The 16,594-nt window shown below is 67.2% G+C and carries 15 protein-coding genes; 4 read left to right on the forward strand and 11 right to left on the reverse strand.

The genetic code is table 11. From position 1 onward, the window contains the following. Positions 1 to 31 precede the first annotated feature (31 nt). The 7 genes from ACF8NF_RS06875 to ACF8NF_RS06905 form a co-directional block, all read right to left on the reverse strand. Positions 32 to 1,279, reverse strand: coding sequence for a phenylacetate--CoA ligase family protein (locus ACF8NF_RS06875; RefSeq protein WP_016446598.1), 1,248 nt, complete (start codon positions 1,277 to 1,279; stop codon positions 32 to 34). Positions 1,280 to 1,477: 198 nt separating this feature from the next. Further along, the gene (locus ACF8NF_RS06880; RefSeq protein ID WP_312840064.1) at positions 1,478 to 2,311 is read right to left on the reverse strand and encodes an ABC transporter ATP-binding protein; all 834 of its coding nucleotides are present in this window, start codon (positions 2,309 to 2,311) and stop codon (positions 1,478 to 1,480) included. A gap of 173 nt (positions 2,312 to 2,484) precedes the next feature. Continuing rightward, positions 2,485 to 3,801: an ABC transporter substrate-binding protein gene (locus ACF8NF_RS06885; protein WP_016446596.1), complete on the reverse strand. Its 1,317-nt coding sequence runs from the start codon at positions 3,799 to 3,801 to the stop codon at positions 2,485 to 2,487. Between the two features lie 230 nt (positions 3,802 to 4,031). Then, complete coding sequence (locus ACF8NF_RS06890; protein ID WP_016446595.1) at positions 4,032 to 5,096, reverse strand: branched-chain amino acid ABC transporter permease; 1,065 nt, start codon at positions 5,094 to 5,096, stop codon at positions 4,032 to 4,034. A 20-nt stretch (positions 5,097 to 5,116) separates the two neighbouring features. Beyond that, positions 5,117 to 6,046 carry a branched-chain amino acid ABC transporter permease gene (locus ACF8NF_RS06895; RefSeq protein ID WP_016446594.1) on the reverse strand — a complete coding sequence of 310 codons (930 nt, stop codon included), beginning with the start codon at positions 6,044 to 6,046 and terminating at the stop codon, positions 5,117 to 5,119. 10 nt (positions 6,047 to 6,056) lie between these two features. Then, complete coding sequence (locus ACF8NF_RS06900; RefSeq protein ID WP_012203089.1) at positions 6,057 to 6,842, reverse strand: ABC transporter ATP-binding protein; 786 nt, start codon at positions 6,840 to 6,842, stop codon at positions 6,057 to 6,059. 14 nt (positions 6,843 to 6,856) lie between these two features. Then, complete coding sequence (locus tag ACF8NF_RS06905) at positions 6,857 to 8,794, reverse strand: long-chain fatty acid--CoA ligase (protein WP_017405426.1); 1,938 nt, start codon at positions 8,792 to 8,794, stop codon at positions 6,857 to 6,859. Between the two features lie 320 nt (positions 8,795 to 9,114). Here ACF8NF_RS06905 and ACF8NF_RS06910 point away from each other — a divergent pair, with 320 nt between their 5' ends. From ACF8NF_RS06910 to ACF8NF_RS06920, 3 genes are all read left to right on the forward strand, one after another. Continuing rightward, entirely contained in the window at positions 9,115 to 9,843 is a 729-nt protein-coding gene (locus tag ACF8NF_RS06910; protein ID WP_016446592.1) for a Crp/Fnr family transcriptional regulator, read from the forward strand. A 160-nt stretch (positions 9,844 to 10,003) separates the two neighbouring features. Beyond that, positions 10,004 to 10,741: a type IV toxin-antitoxin system AbiEi family antitoxin gene (locus ACF8NF_RS06915; protein WP_017405425.1), complete on the forward strand. Its 738-nt coding sequence runs from the start codon at positions 10,004 to 10,006 to the stop codon at positions 10,739 to 10,741. Then, positions 10,738 to 11,652: a nucleotidyl transferase AbiEii/AbiGii toxin family protein gene (locus ACF8NF_RS06920; protein WP_154835899.1), complete on the forward strand. Its 915-nt coding sequence runs from the start codon at positions 10,738 to 10,740 to the stop codon at positions 11,650 to 11,652. The genes ACF8NF_RS06915 and ACF8NF_RS06920 overlap by 4 nt, the downstream gene beginning before the upstream one ends. A gap of 18 nt (positions 11,653 to 11,670) precedes the next feature. Here the strand turns inward: ACF8NF_RS06920 and ACF8NF_RS06925 are convergent, their stop codons facing one another. From ACF8NF_RS06925 to ACF8NF_RS06935, 3 genes are read right to left on the reverse strand one after another with little or no spacing between them, the layout of a single operon-like run. Further along, complete coding sequence (locus ACF8NF_RS06925; RefSeq protein WP_154835897.1) at positions 11,671 to 12,879, reverse strand: CaiB/BaiF CoA-transferase family protein; 1,209 nt, start codon at positions 12,877 to 12,879, stop codon at positions 11,671 to 11,673. Continuing rightward, entirely contained in the window at positions 12,879 to 13,877 is a 999-nt protein-coding gene (locus tag ACF8NF_RS06930; protein WP_126311341.1) for a tripartite tricarboxylate transporter substrate binding protein, read from the reverse strand. The genes ACF8NF_RS06925 and ACF8NF_RS06930 overlap by 1 nt, the downstream gene beginning before the upstream one ends. A gap of 14 nt (positions 13,878 to 13,891) precedes the next feature. Next, positions 13,892 to 15,061, reverse strand: a complete 1,170-nt coding sequence (locus ACF8NF_RS06935) for an acyl-CoA dehydrogenase family protein (protein ID WP_312840059.1) — start codon at positions 15,059 to 15,061, stop codon at positions 13,892 to 13,894. A gap of 57 nt (positions 15,062 to 15,118) precedes the next feature. Between ACF8NF_RS06935 and ACF8NF_RS06940 the strand changes: the two genes are divergently transcribed. Continuing rightward, positions 15,119 to 15,985: an IclR family transcriptional regulator gene (locus ACF8NF_RS06940; protein ID WP_016446586.1), complete on the forward strand. Its 867-nt coding sequence runs from the start codon at positions 15,119 to 15,121 to the stop codon at positions 15,983 to 15,985. A 17-nt stretch (positions 15,986 to 16,002) separates the two neighbouring features. On the opposite strand, the gene ACF8NF_RS06945 is transcribed toward ACF8NF_RS06940, so the two are convergent. After that, entirely contained in the window at positions 16,003 to 16,542 is a 540-nt protein-coding gene (locus ACF8NF_RS06945; RefSeq protein ID WP_392450315.1) for a hypothetical protein, read from the reverse strand. Between the last annotated feature and the right edge of the window lie 52 nt (positions 16,543 to 16,594).

The following is a 16,594-nucleotide window of genomic DNA, read 5'->3' on the forward strand; positions in this document are numbered from 1 at the left end:
GGCGCGGCCACCGTCCCCCGCGCCTCGGTGGCTACTTGTACGACCTCGCGTCTTCGATCACCTTGCCGTCATTGGGCAGCGTGCCCGGCAGCACCATCTGCACGTCGCCGCGCAGCTTGGTCACTTCGCGCACCGCGTCGGACAGCTGCTGGGCCAGGCCCGGCGAGGTCTCGCGGGTTTCGACCAGCAGCTGCATCTGGTCATTGGCCATCTCGCCCGTGACCACCAGCCTTGCGCGCCCCACCTGCGGAAAGCGGCGCACGACGTCGGCAATCTGGCCCGGGTGCACGAACATGCCGCGCACCTTGGTGGTCTGGTCGGCGCGTCCCATCCAGCCCTTGATGCGTGCGTTGGTGCGGCCCGTGGGGCACTGGCCGGGCAGCACGGCAGAGAGGTCGCCCGTGCCGAAGCGGATCAGCGGGTAGTCGGGGTTGAAGGTGGTGATCACCAGTTCGCCCACCTCGCCGGGCGCCACGGGGTCGCCCGTGCCGGGGCGCACGATCTCGACGATGACCTGCTCGTCCAGCACCAGGCCTTCGCGCGCTTCGGTCTCGTAGGCGATCAGGCCCAGGTCGGCCGTGGCGTAGCACTGGTAGCCCGCGATGCCGCGCTCGGCCAGCCAGTCGCGCAGCGAGGGCGGAAAGGCCTCTCCCGAGACCATGGCCTTGGTCACGGACGGGATGGGCAGGCCCATCTCCACGGACTTTTCCACAATGATCTTGAGGAAGCTGGGCGTGCCCACGTAGCCTGCGGGCCGCAGGTCGGCCATGGCCTGCACCTGCTGCTCGGTCTGGCCCGTGCCGCCTGCGAACACCGTGCAGCCCAGCGCATGGGCGCCGCTTTCCATCATCGAGCCCGCGGGCACGAAGTGGTAGCTGAAGCAGTTGTGCACCAGCTCGCCGGGCCGAAAGCCCGAGGCATGCAGCGCGCGCGCCATGCGCCAGTAGTCGGGGCGGCGGCTCTCGGGCTCGTAGATGGGGCCGGGGCTGCAGAACAGGCGCGGCATGGGCTGGCCCAGGCCGATGGCGTTGAAGCCGCCGAAGATCTGCGCGGGCCGCTGCTCGGCCTGGCGCTGCAGCAGCTCGTACTTGCGCGTCACCGGCAGGCGGGCCAGGGCCTCGCGGCTGGTGATCTGCGCGGCGTCGACGCCGTCCAGGATCCGGGCGAAGGCAGCCGACTGTTGCTGCGCATGGGCGATCTGCCGGGGCAGGGCGGCCAGCAGCGCTGCTTCGCGTTCGTCAGGGGTGCGCGTCTCCAGCGCGTCGTAGAAGGCACTCATGGCTAGTCCTGTATGTGGAAAAGGGCAGATGGAGTCCGGCCAGTGATAGTGGTTTATTCCAGAAATTCAGCAACGCCGTTGCCTGCGAAACCGGCGCGGCCCCAGGCGAGAGACACCGAGGAAGGGCCGCCCCGCACCGAGGGTGTCGTCCCCCCCGCGACGCGAGAGGGGGAAGGCGCGAAGCGACTCAGGGGGTATTCATGCAAGCCAACGTTTTCTGCGCTTGTAGCTTTTCACGTCCTTGAAGCTTTTCCGCTCGCCGCCGCCCACGCCCAGGTAGAACTCCTTGACGTCCTCGTTGCTGGCCAGGTCCGAGGCCGCGCCGTCCATGACGATGCGGCCGCTTTCCATGATGTAGCCGTAGTCCGAGTACTTGAGCGCCATGTTGGTGTTCTGCTCGGCCAGCAGGAAGGTGACCTTTTCCTTGCTGTTGAGGTCGCGGACGATGTTGAACACCTCCTCGACGATCTGCGGGGCCAGGCCCATCGAGGGTTCGTCCAGCAGCACCATGCGCGGGTTGGCCATCAGCGCGCGGCCGATGGCGCACATCTGCTGCTCGCCGCCCGAGGTGTAGGCGGCCTGCGAGGTGCGGCGCGTCTTCAGGCGCGGAAAGTAGTTGTAGACCTTCTCGAGGTTGGCCGCGATCTCGCCCTTGTCGGTGCGCGTGTAGCTGCCGGTCATAAGGTTTTCCTCGATGGTCAGGTGGGCGAAGCAGTGCCGCCCCTCCATGACCTGGACCACGCCGCGCTGCACCAGCTCGGAGGGCGTGAGGCTTTCGATGCGCTCGCCCTCCAGCTCGATCGTGCCCTTGGTCACCTCGCCGCGCTCGCCCTTGAGCAGGTTGGAGATGGCGCGCAGCGTCGTGGTCTTGCCCGCGCCGTTGCCGCCCAGGATGGCCACGATGCTCTCGCGCGGCACCTGGAGCGAAACGCCCTTGAGCACCAGGATCACATGGTTGTAGATGACTTCGATGCCATTGACCACGAGCAGCGGATCGCTGGCGGCCAGGGCGGAGGTGGGTGCGGTGGTCATGGCGTCGTCCATGGGCGTTGATACGAAAGCGGAGTGCGGGGCCGCAACTCTCGAAGCATCTCTGCGCGGGGCATGCCCCAACTCAGGGACACCGAGGAAGGGCCGCCCCGCACCGAGGGTGTCGTCCCCCTCCCCCGCGAAGCGGGTAGAGAGGGCGAAGGCGCGCAAGCGCCTCAGGGGGTGCAAGTTCTAGCTTTTACGTTCTTTTCCTTGGCGTACTTGTCCGCGTACTCCTTGACCAGCGGTTCGACCATGGACTTGTCGGCCTGGTACCAGTCGGAGACCACCTTCCACTTGGCGCCATCCCACTGGGCGATGCGCGACCAGTCGGTGCCCAGGTGGTTGTCGCAGCTGGTCTTGACGGGGCGGATGATCTTGCCGAAGCCCAGCTCGTTGAGGCGCTCCTGCGTGAGGTTCAGGTTCTCCAGGCCCCAGCGCACCTGCTCGGAGGTCATGACCTTGCCCTTGCCGTATTTTTCCTGTGCCGTGCGGATGGCCTCCACCTGCAGCATGGAGATCACCATGCCGCGCGTATGGGCCATGGCGCCCAGTTCCTTGGCGTCGGTGGCCGTGCCCTGGCCCTTGTCGTAGACCATGGCCTTGACCTCGTCGTGCACCTTGTCGTGCTCGGCCGTGTTGTGGATGGTCACGGTGTTGTAGCCCTTGGCGCCGGCGCCGATGTCCTTCACGTCATGGTCCGAGCCGGCCCACCAGATGGAGTACATCTTCTCGCGCGGGTAGCCGGTGGCCTGCGCCTCGCGCACGGCCGTGGGCGTCATCACGCCGGCCGACCACAGCAGCACGTAGTCGGGGCGCTGCTGGCGGATCTGCAGCCAGGTGGACTTCTGCTCCACGCCGGGCGCCGTCACGGGCAGCAGCGTCAGGTCGAAGCCTTCCTTGGCGGCGCGCTTTTGCAGCAGCGGAATGGGTTCCTTGCCATAGGGCGAGTCGTGGTAGACCAGGGCGATCTTCTTGCCCTTGAGGCTGCCCTTTTCCTTCTTGAGGATGTCCTGGATGATGGAGTCGGCCGCCGTCCAGTAGTTGCCCAGCAGCGGGAAGTTCCACTCGAAGACCTTGCCGTCGGCCGACTGCGACAGGCCGTAGCCCGTGGTGATGATGGGCATCTTGTCGCCGGGCGCCTTGTCCGTCACGGCGAACGTGATGCCGGTGGACTGCGGATCGAAGCCCGCCGCGCCGCCGCCCTTGCCCTTCAGGCGCTCATAGCACTCCACGCCCTTGGCCGTGTCGTAGGCCGTCTCGCATTCCTCGTAGGCGATCTTCACGCCATTGATGCCGCCCTTGGCGTTGACCAGCTTGATGTAGTCCTGCTTGCCATCGGCCCATGGAATGCCCAGCGGAGCGAACTGGCCCGTGCGGTAGACCAGCAGCGGCACGAACTGGTCCTGGGCCTGGACGGCGGGGGCGGCCACGAGGCCGCCGATTCCGGCTGCGACGGTGGCGGCGGCGATGGCGACTTTCTTGAACATCATGACGTTGTCTCCTAGTTGGCTGGGGAAGATTCCCCGGTTATCCGGCACTCTGTGGCGCCCTGTCTCGATCAGAATCAAACATTCCATGTTTCCTGGCGCCATCTGTGGAACTGGCGAGCCCCAGGTCAGGGACACCGAGGAAGGGCCGCCCCGCACCGAGGGTGTCGTCCCCCTCCCTCGCGTAGCGAGTAGAGAGGGGGAAGGCGCGAAGCGACTCAGGGGGTGTCATATCAATGCGGGAAGGGCCAGACGCGAAGCTTCTGGCGGGCTGTGGCCCACAGCTTCGCGAGTCCGTGCGGCTCCACGATCAGGAAGAACACGATCAGCGCACCGAAGATCATGTGCTCCAGGTAGGTCGCCGTGGCCGTGGACAGCGGCAGGCCCAGCCAGTGAGGCACCTGGGTGAGCAGCAGCGGCAGCAGCACGAAGAAGGCCGCGCCGAAGATGCTGCCGACCACCGAACCCAGGCCGCCGATGATGATCATGAACAGCAGCTGCAGCGAGCGGTCCAGACTGAAGGCCGCAGGCTCCCAGGCACCCAGGTGTACGAAGCCCCACAGCGCGCCGGCCACGCCGACGATGAAGCTGCTCACGGCAAAGGCGCTGAGCTTGGCGTAGGTCGGGCGGATGCCGATCACGCTGGCGGCCACGTCCATGTCGCGCATGGCCATCCATTCGCGGCCGATGGCGCCGCGCACCAGGTTCTTGGCCGCCAGGCCCAGCAGGCACAGGATGCCCAGGCACAGCAGGTACTTCTCCATGGGCGTGTCGATCTTCCAGCCCATGATGGACAGCGGGCCCGCGCTCACCGAGCCCGAAGAGGAGTTGTTCGTCACCCAGGCGGCGCGGCTGGTCAGCCAGTCCACGAAGAACTGGGCGGCCAGCGTGGCCACGGCCAGGTACAGGCCGCGGATGCGCAGGCTGGGCAGGCCGAAGATCACGCCGAAGACCATGGCCAGCACGCCGCCACCGATCAGGGCCACCAGCAGCGGCATGCCCTCGAAACGCACCTGCAGGTTGTAGGCCGCGTAGGCGCCCACGGCCATGAAGGCGCCCGTTCCCAGAGAGATCTGGCCGCAGTAGCCGACCAGGATGTTCAGCCCCAGCGCCGCCAGCGACATGATCAGGAAGGGGATCAGCACGGCCTGGAAGGTGTAGTCGCTGACGCTGAAGGGAATCACCAGGAAGGCGACGGCCAGCAGCGCCACGATGGCCCAGCGGTCCTGGGCGACGCCGAAGATCTGCTGGTCGGATGCGTAGGTCGTCTTGAATTGACCGTTCTCACGATAAAACATGTGCAGGTTCTCCGTAACGGTCAAACGCGATCAATGATTTTGTCGCCGAACAGCCCCTGGGGCCGCACGAGCAGGAAGCACAGGGCCAGGCCGTAGGCGAACCAGGTCTCGATGCCGCCGCCGACCATGGGGCCCAGGTAGACCTCGGAGAGCTTCTCGCCCACGCCGATGATCAGGCCGCCGATGATGGCGCCGGGCAGCGAGGTCAGGCCGCCCAGGATCACCACGGGCAGGGCCTTCAGGGCCACCAGCGACAGCGAGTACTGCACGCCCAGCTTGGAGCCCCAGATGATGCCCACTACCAGGGCCACGCCGCCGGCCACCGACCAGACGATGACCCAGATGCGCGACAGCGGGATGCCGATGGACTGCGCCGCCTGGTGGTCGTCGGCCACGGCGCGCAGCGCGCGGCCGGTCTTGGTCTTCTGGAAGAACACGCTGAGCGCGGCCACCAGCAGCGCGGCGATGCAGGCCGCATACAGGTCTTCCTGGCTCAGCAGCACGCCGCCCTCGAACAGGCCGTCGAGGATGAACATGGGGTCCTTGGGCATGCCCACGTTGATGCTGTAGACGGCGCTGCCGAAGATCATCGGGCCCAGTCCGTCGAGCAGGTAGGCGATGCCCAGCGTGGCCATCAAGAGCGTGATGGGCTCCTGGTTGACCAGGTGGCGCAGCGCCAGCCGCTCGATCACCCAGGCCACGACCACCATGATGGCCAGCGACACGCAGATGGCCAGCAGGTTGGTGAACCAGCCCGGCTCCATGCCGATCCACTTCGGGATCCACTCGGAAAAGCGCGCCATGGCCAGGGCCGAGAACAGCACCATCGCGCCCTGGGCGAAGTTGAACACGCCCGAGGCCTTGAAGATCAGCACGAAGCCGATGGCGATCAGCGCGTACAGCGTGCCTACCATGAGGCCGCCGAACAAGGTTTCCAGAAAAAATCCCATGTCAGTCCCCTCAATGGCCTGTGCCAAGGTAAGCGCGGATCACGTCTTCGTTCTGGCGCACCTCGTCGGGTGCGCCGTCGCCGATCTTCTTGCCGTAGTCCAGCACCACGACGCGGTCGCTGATGTCCATGACCACGCCCATGTCGTGCTCGATCAGCACGATGGTGGAGCCGAACTCGTCGTTCACATCGAGGATGAAGCGGCACATGTCCTGCTTTTCCTCCACGTTCATGCCGGCCATGGGCTCGTCCAGCAGCAGCACCTGCGGCTGCATGGCCAGGGCGCGGCCCAGGTCCACGCGCTTTTGCAGGCCGTAGGGCAGCTGGCCCACGGGGGTCTTGCGGTAGGCCTGGATCTCCAGGAAGTCGATGATGTGCTCGACGAACTCGCGGTGGCGGATCTCCTCGCGCTGGGCCGGGCCCAGGCGCAGGGCCTGCATCAGGATGCCGCTTTTGATCTGCAGGTTGCGGCCGGTCATGATGTTGTCGATCACGCTCATGCCCTTGAACAGCGCCAGGTTCTGGAACGTGCGCGCCACGCCCATCTCGGCCACCTGGCGGCTGTTCATGTGGCTGAAGGTCTTGCCCCGGAAGGTGATCGATCCCTCGGACGGGGTGTACACGCCGTTGATGCAGTTGAGCATCGAACTCTTGCCTGCGCCGTTGGGGCCGATGATGGAGCGGATCTCGTGCTCGCGCACATCGAACGAGATGTCCGTCAGCGCCTTCACCCCGCCGAAGCGCAGGCTGATGTTCTTGATGTCGAGGATGACATCGCCGATCTTCTTGTGGGTCATGTCAGCGGCTCCGGTCAGGCCCTGGCGGTGGCAGCCACCGAATGGGTTTTGGCATCGATGATGGACAGCGTGGCGCTGACGCTGCCGGTGCGGCCGTCCTCGAACTTGACCTGGGTCTCGATGAACTGCTCACGCTTGCCCGTGTACAGCGCATCGACCAGCACGCCGTACTTGTCGGCAATGAAGCCGCGGCGCACCTTGCGCGTGCGGGTCAGCTCGTCGTCGTCGGGGTCCAGCTCCTTGTGCAGCACCAGGAAGCGCGCCACCTGCGTGTCGGCCATGCCGGCTTCGGCGGCCAGGTCGGCGTTCACCTGGGCCACGCAGTCGGCCACCATCTCCAGCACCTTGGCCTTCGAGGCCAGGTCCACATAGCCGCCATAGGGCAGGCCCTGGCGCTCGGCCCAGTTGCCCACGGCCTCGTAGTCGATGTTGATGAAGGCGCAGACCTGGTCGCGGCCGTGGCCGAAGCACACCGCCTCCTTGATCTGTGGGAAGAACTTGAGCTTGTTCTCGATGTAGTTGGGCGCGAACATGGCGCCCCGGCTGGTCTTGCCCACGTCCTTGGCGCGGTCGATGATGCGCAGCTGGCCGCTGGCGTCGATCACGCCGGCATCGCCCGTATGGAACCAGCCGTCAGCATCCACCACTTCGGCCGTGGCATCGGGGCGCTTGTAGTACTCCTTGAGCACGGACACGCCCTTGAGCAGCACCTCGCCGTTGTCGGCGATCTTCAGCTCGATGCCCGGTGCGGCCTGGCCCACGCTGCTCAGTTCCACCTGCCCGTCGCGCTGTATGCACACATAGGCGCAGGTCTCGGTCTGGCCGTAGAGCTGCTTGAGATTGATGCCGATGGAGCGGAAGAAGCGGAACAGCTCGGGCCCGATGGCCGCACCTGCCGTATAGGCCACGCGGATGCGCGACAGGCCCATGGCATTGCGCAGCGGGCCGTAGATGCACAGGTCGCCCAGCGCGTACTTCAGGCGGTCCAGCGCGCCCACCTTCTTGCCGTCCAGGATGTCCGATCCCACGCGCCGCGCCACGGCCATGGCGCGGCCGTACATCCACTGCTTGAACGGCGCGGCATCCTCCATGCGGATGGACACCGAAGTCAGCATGCCCTCGAAGATGCGCGGCGGCGCGAAGTAGTAGCTGGGGCCGATCTCGCGCAGGTCGATGGACACGGTCGAGGCCGACTCCGGGCAGTTGATGGTGAAGCCCGCCACCAGCCACTGCGCGAAGGAAAACAGGTGGTCGCCCACCCAGGCCGGAGGCAGGTAGGAGATCACGTTGTCGCCAGGGCCCAGGCGGTCCACCTGCACACCGCCGCGTGCCGACTCGCCAAAGCTGCGGTGGGTCTGGCACACGCCCTTGGGCTTGCCCGTCGTGCCCGAGGTGTAGAGGATGACGGACACGTCGTCGGGCGACAGCGCCGCCAGCATGGCATCCCAGGCGCCCGGGTGGGCGGCCTCCCATTCCTTGCCCTTTTGCAGCAGCGCCTCGGTGCTGATCAGCCCCGGCTGGTCGTAGTGGCGCAGGCCGCGCGGGTCGTCATAGATGATGTGGCCCAGGCCGCGGACGCTCTCGCGCACCTCCAGCAGCTTGTCCACCTGCTCCTGGTTCTCGGCGAAGGCGAAGTCGATCTCGGCATCCTCGATGACGAAGCGCATCTCGGCCGCCACCGCGTCCTGGTACAGCGGGATCGGCACGGCGCCCAGCGCCTGCACGGCCAGGAAGCCCATGTAGACATGGGGCCGGTTGTCGCTGATGAAGGCCAGATTCTGGCCGCGTGCCAGGCCCAGCGCCGCCAGGCCGCAGGCCATGTGGCGCACGGTCTGCGCGGCCTCGCTCCAGCTCCAGGTCTGCCAGATGCCGTATTCCTTCTCGCGCAGCGCCGGTGCCTGTGGGCGCTGGGCAGCATGCTGGAGCAGCAGGTGCGGGAACGTGGTCGTCATTCCATGTCCTTGGTTGTTCGTGGATGGTGGCCGCGTGGTGCAAATGCCCAGGCTGAGACCCACCGGCTTGGACTGCATCGTAGGACTGGCTTTGACGCCGTGGTGTCTGTTTGACGACAATCTTCGGGAAACTCATCATCGGGAAAACGCGCCGTAACAAATGGTGCCAAAACGGTCTCATTGCCCGTTGGGGGGCTTGCGCTCCAGCCCGTTCGCAGCGGGTCGCCGTCCTTCTGGAAATCCCGCTCACGCCAGCCACTGGCCTCGGGCAATGCTTGGGTGGTTTTGTTGATTCATCCGCGCACCCTCGCCGCGACTCCATGAGCCAAGAACTGTCACTGCACCAGCGCCGCCGTGCGCCCCGACCCGAGGAACTCGATGGCATTCCCTGGCTGGCCCTGCTCCAGCCCGCCGAGCGCGAGCGCGCGCACAAGGCGCTGGTCGTCGGCGACGCACAGTCCGGCGACTACGTCTGCCGCACCGGCCGCGCGCCCACCTACTGGTTCGGCGTGGTCGAAGGCCTGCTCAAGATGAACACCGATGGCGCCGATGGCGCCAGCATGACGCTGGCCGGCCTGCCTCCGGGCGGCTGGTTCGGCGAGGGCACGGCCGTCAAGCGCGAGCCCTACCGCTACAACGTGCAGGCCATCCGCAAAAGCGTGGTCGCCGGCCTGCCCATCGACACCTTCCACTGGCTGCTGGACCACTCCATCGGCTTCAACCGCTTCGTCATGAGCCAGCTCAACGAGCGCCTGGGCCAGTTCATCTCGGCCCGCGAAATCGACCGCCTCACCAACCCCGACCTGCGCGTGGCCCGCAGCCTGGCCGCGCTCTTTCACCCGCTGCTGTACCCGGGCGTGGGCGAGGTGCTGCGCATCACCCAGCAGGAGCTGGCCTACCTGGTGGGCCTGTCACGCCAGCGCGTCAACGAGGCGCTGTCCGTGCTGCAGCGCGAAAACGCCATCGTCGTGGAGTACGGCGGCCTGCGCGTGCTCGACCTGGAAGCGCTGCGCAGCGGGCTGTTTGCGACGGCGCGGCGGGCGGCCTGAGCATGCGCGGCGTCCGCTTTGGCGCCGTACCCATCGGCATGGACCAGTACCGATGCATGTCGCCATGAAATTTTGAAAAGTATTGAAAATCGTAGTAGAACTACGATTGGAAGGAAATATCAAAGTTGCCCGTGTTTGGAATAAGTGCTTGAATCGCAGCATGACTACGACCGGGGCAAGCAAATTAAACGCGCTCTACACGCAGCTGCCTGCGGGCACACCCATCACCTCGCAGGATCTGGCAGGGCTGGGCATCTCCGCAGACCTGGCTGTCCACTACGTGCGCGCGGGCTGGCTGAAGCGCCTGATGCGGGGGGTCTTCTGCCGGCCCAACGACAGTCTGGCCCTGCATCCGAGCCTGGGCGTGCTGCAGCGCCGCCTGGAGGGCCTGCATGTGGGGGGCAAGTCGGCGCTGGACTGGTACGGCATGCGCCAGTATGTGGCGCAGCAGCCGGTGCTGCAGCTGTATGGCTGGGCCGCCGGGCAGCTGCCGCCATGGTTCACCGAGCGTTTTCCCGCTGAATACCACCGCAAGAGGCTGTTCGACGAGCAACCCGGTGCCTTGCTGCATGTCGGGCCCTTCGAACAACGCAGCGGTGCCGCCCAGGTCTCGGCGCCGGAGCGTGCACTGCTGGAGCTTCTGAGCGATGTGGGCGTGCGCCAGCCGCTGCAGGAAGCCAGGGAGCTGGTGGAGAGCGCGTACAGCCTGCGCGCCGATGTGCTGCGTGAACTTCTGCAGCGCTGCACCAGCGTCAAGACCGTGCGCCTGTGCCTTCAACTCGGGCGCGAGGGGGCGCTGCCCTGGGCTGCAAGGCTCGATCCGGCCATGCTGCCCACGGGCAGCGGCCGGCCCTGGGTGTCCCGATCAGCCGATGGTCTGTTGGTGCTCAAGGCATGAACCAGACCTATCTCGATACCGCGCGCCTGTTGACACAGGTCGCGCCGCTGGTGTTTGTGGATGACACGTTCGCGCTGAAGGGCGGAACCGCGATCAACCTGTTCGTGCGCGATATGCCGCGTCTGTCCGTTGATCTGGACCTGGTGTTTCCCGACCACAGGCCGTCGCGCGATGAGGCGCTGCAACGGATCAATGAGGCCATCCGGCAAGCGGCAGAACGTCTGACGAAGCGGGGCTTCCAGACCCATGCGCCGGTGGCTGCAGCGGGCCAGACCAAGCTGCTGGTGCGCCGCGGTCCCGTGCAGGTCAAGATCGAAGTGAACTATGTCATGCGGGGCACGGTGCTGCCGGTGCGGCAGGCCTCGCTCACGCCAACTGCGCGCGATGTGCTGATGGCTGACCTGGAGATTCCCGTGGTCTCCGCAGAGGACGTGTACGGCGGCAAGCTCGTGGCCGCCCTGGATCGGCAGCACCCGCGTGATCTGTTCGATGTGATGCAGCTGTTCGCGCACGGCGGCATCACTCCTGGCATCCGGCGCGCGTTCGTGGTCTATCTGGCCTGTAGCAACCGGCCGTTGCACGAAGTGCTGTTTCCTCCCTTGCGTGATGTCCGGCACGATTTCGAAAACAACTTCCGGGGCATGACGGCCGAGCCTGTGTCGCTGCAATCTCTGCTCGCAGCACGCGAGCGGTTGCTGCGGGAGCTTCAGCAAGGGCTGGATGCCAGTGAGCGGCGCTTTTTGCTGTCGCTGGCCGCTGGAGCCCCCGACTGGCCGGCGCTGGACATCGCCCATCTCGAACACCTGCCCGGCGTGCGATGGAAGGTGCAGAACCTGGCGCAGCTGCGCACGTCCCATCCCCGCAAGTTCGCCGAGCAGGCGGACCTGCTGGCCGCACGGCTGGCCATCTGACGCCAGCACTGCACATTTTCAGATCACGCCCTCGCGCCGCAGCCTCTCCTGCTGCTGCGCATCCAGCCCCAATGCCGCATAGATGCGTGCATTGTCCTGGCCGGTGGCCGGGCCGCTGCGGGGCGAAGGGGCCTGGCGGCCGGTGAAGCGTGGCACGGGCGCGGGGGCGGTGAGGGGGCCCAGGTCGGGGTCGGGCAGCGCGATGAAGCTGCCGCGTGCCGCGAAATGCGGGTCCTGCAGCACGTCCTGGGCCGAACAGACCTTGCTGAACGGGATGTCGTGCGCGGCCAGCGCGGCCATGGCCTGGGTGCAGTCCAGGCCTGCGCACCATTGCACGATCAGCGCATCCAGTGCCTGCAGGTGGCGGATGCGCGCGGCGTTGTCCGCAAAGCGCGGGTCGGCGGCCAGGTCGGCGCGGTCCATGGCCTGGCACAGGCGCGCGAAGATGGCATCGCCCGTGGCGACCACAGTGAGCCAGGCGCCGTCGCGCGTGCGGTAGACGTTGGAGGGCGCCGTGTAGCCCGCGCACGATCCCGTGCGGCTGCGTGCCTGTCCGCCCAGCTGGTACTCGGCCGCCAGCGGGTCCAGCAGGCGCAGCATGGCTTCGGTGGCCGACAGGTCGATCTCCAGGCCGCGCCGTTCGCCTGGAGGCTTTGCATTGCGCTCGGCCAGTGCGGCCGCGATGGAGAAGGCGCCGAACAGCCCGGCCACGGCATCGCCCAGTGGGTAGTTCATGTGCTGGGGCGGGCCTCCCGCCTCGCCCGTGAGGTGGGCGAAGCCGCTCATGGCCTCGAAGATGCGCGCAAAGCCCGGCCGGCGCGCATAGGGGCCGGTCTGGCCGAAGCCCGTCAGGCGCAGCACGATGAGGCGCGGGTTGCGGGCATGCAAGGTGGCCAGGTCCAGCCCCCAGCGGTCCAGCGTGCCGGTGCGGAAGTTCTCCACGAGCACGTCGAAATCCTCGATCAGCCGCAGGAACAGCATGCGGCCCTCGGCCTTGCGCACGTCCAGCGAGATGCCCTGCTTGCCCCGGTTGGCGGTTTTCCAGAACACGGCGTGGCCGTCGTGCACGGGGGCCAGGCTGCGCAGCGTGTCGCCGCCGCCGGGCAGCTCCAGCTTGACGACGTCGGCGCCCAGGTCGCCGCACAGGGTGGCCGAGAAGGGGGCGGCCAGCACCGTGGCCATGTCGAGGATGCGCACACCCTCCAGCGGATAGCCTTGGCGCTGCATCAGTTGCCTTTCAGGTCCACGTTCTTCAGCACGGGCTCCCAGGCGCGGCGGTCTTCGGCCACGCGCTGGTGGAAGTCCGCCGCCTGCGTGGGCAGCGGCGTGGCGCCCAGGCGTGCCAGCTTGTCTCGTGTCTTGGGCAAGGCCATGGCCTTGGCCAGCGCCTGGTTGAGCGTGGCCACGATCTGCTGCGGCGTGCCCTTGGGCGCGGCCAGGCCCACCCACAGGCCGGTGTCCAGCCCGGCCACGCCCAGCTCGGCAAAGGTGGGAATGTCGGGCGCGGCGGGCGAGCGGCTCTTGCCGGTCTGCGCCAGGATGCGGATCTGCCCGCCCTGCATGTAGGGCAGGGTGCCGCCCAGGTTGTTGCACATCACCGGGATGTGGCCGGCCATGAGGTCGTTGACGGCCGGGGCGTTGCCCTTGTAGGGCAGGTGCTGCATCTTGGTGCCGAGCCGGTGGTTGACCATCTCGCAGACCAGGTGCGAGGGCGTGGCCGTGCCGGCCGAGCCGAAGGACAGCGTGCCGGGCCTGGCCTTGTCGGCCGCCACCAGTTCGGCCAGCGTGCGGTAGGGGGTCTTGGCGTTGACGGCGATGACGTTGGGCAGGTCCGCCACCAGGCCGATGTACTCGTAGTCGGTCAGCGGATTCCACTTGAGGTTGGCGTGCACATGGGGCAGGAAGACATTGCTCAGGCCTGCCATGAGCAGGGTGTAGCCGTCGGGCGCGGCGCGGGCCACGAGTTCCGAGCCGACCAGGCTGCCCGCGCCCGGCTTGTTCTCCACCACCACGGGCTGTCCCAGGGCCTTGCCCAGTTCCACCGACAGCGCTCGGGCCACGAGGTCGGTGCTGCCGCCTGCGGGAAAGGGAACGATCACGCGCACGGGCCGATCGGGAAAAGCCGCTTGGGCCGTCTGTGCCGCTTGGGCAGCCTGCGCGCAGGCACACAGCGCGGCCAGCAGGCCCAGGGTGGCCAGGTGCTTCGAGGTGAGGGGGCGTGTCATGGGGGCCTCCGGTGTCAGGCACTCTCGCGCAGCATGAGCTTGGCGATGTTGAGCTGGTGGATCTGGCTGGTGCCTTCGTAGAGGCGGAACAGGCGCACGTCGCGGAAGTAGCGCTCGATGGGGCTGAAGTCGGCCACATAGCCCGCGCCGCCGAACATCTGCACGGCGCGGTCGGCCACGCGGCCGCACATCTCGGAGGCGAAGTACTTGCACATGGAGGCGGACAGCGCCACGTCCTCGCCCCGGTCGCGGGCGCGGGCGGCCTCCAGGATCATGGATTGCGCCGCGAAGATCTCGGTGCGGCTGTCGGCCAGCATGGCCTGCACCAGCTGGAAGTTCGCCACCGGCTGGCCGAACTGCTCGCGCTGGCGCACATGGGCCAGCGCCAGGTCCAGCATGCGGATCGCCGGCCCCGTGCACAGCGCGGCCAGGTGCAGGCGCTGCTTGTTGAGCACCTTCATCACGGTCTTGAAGCCCTGGCCCTCGCGCCCGCCGATGATCTGGTCGGCCGGCACGCGGCAGTCCTGGAAATGCACGTCCGACACGGGCGAGCCCGCCTGGCCCATCTTGCGATAGGGCTGGCCCGTCACCAGGCCCGGCGAGCGTTCCACGAAGAAGGCCGTCAGCCCCTCGCTGCCCGTGCTGCCTTCGCCGGTGCGGGCGATGACGGTGAACACATCGGCCAGCGGCGCATTGGTGATGAAGCGCTTGCTGCCGTTGAGCACATAGTGGTCGCCCTCGCGGCGCGCCGTGGTCTGGATGTTGCTCGCCTCCGAGCCCGCGTCCGGCTCGGTCAGCGCCAGGCAACCCGTGAGCTCGCCGCGCGCCATGCGCGGCAGCCAGCGCTGCTTTTGCGCCTCGGTGCCGTCGGCCACGAGGGCTTCGGAGCCAATGCCGGTGTTGGTGCCCACGCGGGCCCGCAGCGCCACCGAGGCCTGGGACAGCTCGAAGGCGCAGCGCACCAGCTCCTCGGTGCTCAGGCCCAGGCCGCCATGGGCCTGGGGAATGCTCCAGCCGAAATAGCCCTTGTCGCGCAGTTCCTGGACTACGGCAGGCGGGATCTCGTCATCGCGCTCGATCTGCTCCTCCAGCGGATGCCAGCGGTGGCGCACGAAATGGCGGATGTCTGCAATCAACGCCTGCAGGCGGGCGTCGGCGGGATGGGGGGTGGGGGCTTGGCTCATGGGCCGCACTGTAGGAAGCGCGGGCACCAGGGCTGCAATGCAGTTTCAAATATTGAAATGCAGTTGCGGCTTTGCGGCGGTGGTCCGCACAATCGCCACGTGCCCCACACCCCCATTGCCCACCAACCCAGGGATTCGCAGGATGTCTGCCGCATCCGCGAGCAGGACCCGTATTTCGCGGGCACGCTGGCCAAGGGGCTGATGATCCTGCAGTGCTTCGTCAGCGACCCGCGCCCGCATGCCAACAGCGAGCTGGCCCGCCGCCTGGGCCTGCCGCGCCCCACCGTGTCCAGGCTGTGCCGCAGCCTGCAGACCATGGGCTACCTGGACCATGACGAGCGGCTGGACCGCTATTTCGTCGGCCCGGCCGCCGTCGCCCTGGGCTACCCCTATGTGATCAATACGCCCTTGCTCGGCCCGCTGCGCCTGCCCATGCAGGCGCTGGCCGACCGTGTGAAGGGGGCGGTATCGGTGGGCGTGGTCATGGACCTGGATGTGGTCTACCTGGATACCTGCGCCTGGGAGGGCGGCACGCTCAAGCGCCCCGGCGTGGGCGCGGTTCGCGGCGTGCTGGAAACGGCCATGGGCCGGGCAGGGCTTGCCCAGCTCGATGCCGGGGAACTGCAGCGCTTCCTGGACCGCGTGCGCAGCCAGCGGCCCGAGGAATATGCGCGCTGCAGGGACAACGCCAGCGAAAGCCTGGCGCACTATGCCGCCCGGGGCTTCGCGGTCAACATGGGCGACTCCGGCCTGGGCGTGTGCGCAGTGGGCGCGGCCTCCCGCATCCGCTACGGGTCGCGCCGGCTGCTGTTCAACTGCGCCGTGCCGGGCCTGCGCATGCCGGCCCGCACGCTGATCCGGGATGTGGGCCCCCAGTTGGCGCAGTTGGTGGCCCTGTGCGACCGGCTGCCCGTGGACCGCTGATCTGCGGGCCTGGCGCTTCAGAAGGCGGCCAGCACGATGCCGATGGCCAGCAGCACGCCGAAGGAGATCCAGCCGTTCTTCTGGTCCAGGCCACCGATCTGGCGCAGCGCCTCTTCGCGCGCAGCGCCCACCAGGCCCCTCTGGTTGATCTGCTGTACGCGCGTGACCAGCCACTGCAGGTAGGTGCGCTTGACAGTGAAGGAAATCGCCACCGCGATGCCGAGCACGCGGCCCGCGCCGCCCGTGCCGGGCATCAGCAGGTTGATGATCAACAGGGTGATGAAGGCCACCACGGCATAGGCGTAGACGCGGCGGGCAATGGCCCAGGACACGCCCATGAAGGGAATGGCCGTCCAGCAGGGACTGAGTGCGGCGAAGAATCCCTTTTTCCCACTGACCATGCGCTCCCACAGCGGACGGTATTTGTCGGCATTCGGGCCGATGGCGGTCTCCATATCGGACCACTCGATTCCCGTCAAGTCCATTTTGGTGATGAGCAGCGCCTTGAATTGTTCTTTCAAGGGCATGGAATTCAATAGGTTGGGTGTATCGCTCATGGTTTTCCTTGTTAAATGAGGCGGGATTCCGGGCGTGATGGTCTGGATGCCG

This window comes from Delftia sp. WSY_22 (genome assembly GCF_043104185.1).
GTDB lineage: Bacteria > Pseudomonadota > Gammaproteobacteria > Burkholderiales > Burkholderiaceae_C > Comamonas > Comamonas tsuruhatensis.

What these genes read in the sequence shown, in the direction of transcription:
- ACF8NF_RS06875 (WP_016446598.1), bottom strand. Translation starts at nt 1,279, where the DNA reads ATGAGTGCCTTCTACGACGCGCTGGAGACGCGCACCCCTGACGAACGC.
- ACF8NF_RS06880 (WP_312840064.1), bottom strand. Translation starts at nt 2,311, where the DNA reads ATGACCACCGCACCCACCTCCGCCCTGGCCGCCAGCGATCCGCTGCTC.
- ACF8NF_RS06885 (WP_016446596.1), bottom strand. Translation starts at nt 3,801, where the DNA reads ATGATGTTCAAGAAAGTCGCCATCGCCGCCGCCACCGTCGCAGCCGGA.
- ACF8NF_RS06890 (WP_016446595.1), bottom strand. Translation starts at nt 5,096, where the DNA reads ATGTTTTATCGTGAGAACGGTCAATTCAAGACGACCTACGCATCCGAC.
- ACF8NF_RS06895 (WP_016446594.1), bottom strand. Translation starts at nt 6,046, where the DNA reads ATGGGATTTTTTCTGGAAACCTTGTTCGGCGGCCTCATGGTAGGCACG.
- ACF8NF_RS06900 (WP_012203089.1), bottom strand. Translation starts at nt 6,842, where the DNA reads ATGACCCACAAGAAGATCGGCGATGTCATCCTCGACATCAAGAACATC.
- ACF8NF_RS06905 (WP_017405426.1), bottom strand. Translation starts at nt 8,794, where the DNA reads ATGACGACCACGTTCCCGCACCTGCTGCTCCAGCATGCTGCCCAGCGC.
- ACF8NF_RS06910 (WP_016446592.1), top strand. Translation starts at nt 9,115, where the DNA reads ATGAGCCAAGAACTGTCACTGCACCAGCGCCGCCGTGCGCCCCGACCC.
- ACF8NF_RS06915 (WP_017405425.1), top strand. Translation starts at nt 10,004, where the DNA reads ATGACTACGACCGGGGCAAGCAAATTAAACGCGCTCTACACGCAGCTG.
- ACF8NF_RS06920 (WP_154835899.1), top strand. Translation starts at nt 10,738, where the DNA reads ATGAACCAGACCTATCTCGATACCGCGCGCCTGTTGACACAGGTCGCG.
- ACF8NF_RS06925 (WP_154835897.1), bottom strand. Translation starts at nt 12,879, where the DNA reads ATGCAGCGCCAAGGCTATCCGCTGGAGGGTGTGCGCATCCTCGACATG.
- ACF8NF_RS06930 (WP_126311341.1), bottom strand. Translation starts at nt 13,877, where the DNA reads ATGACACGCCCCCTCACCTCGAAGCACCTGGCCACCCTGGGCCTGCTG.
- ACF8NF_RS06935 (WP_312840059.1), bottom strand. Translation starts at nt 15,061, where the DNA reads ATGAGCCAAGCCCCCACCCCCCATCCCGCCGACGCCCGCCTGCAGGCG.
- ACF8NF_RS06940 (WP_016446586.1), top strand. Translation starts at nt 15,119, where the DNA reads ATGCAGTTGCGGCTTTGCGGCGGTGGTCCGCACAATCGCCACGTGCCC.
- ACF8NF_RS06945 (WP_392450315.1), bottom strand. Translation starts at nt 16,542, where the DNA reads ATGAGCGATACACCCAACCTATTGAATTCCATGCCCTTGAAAGAACAA.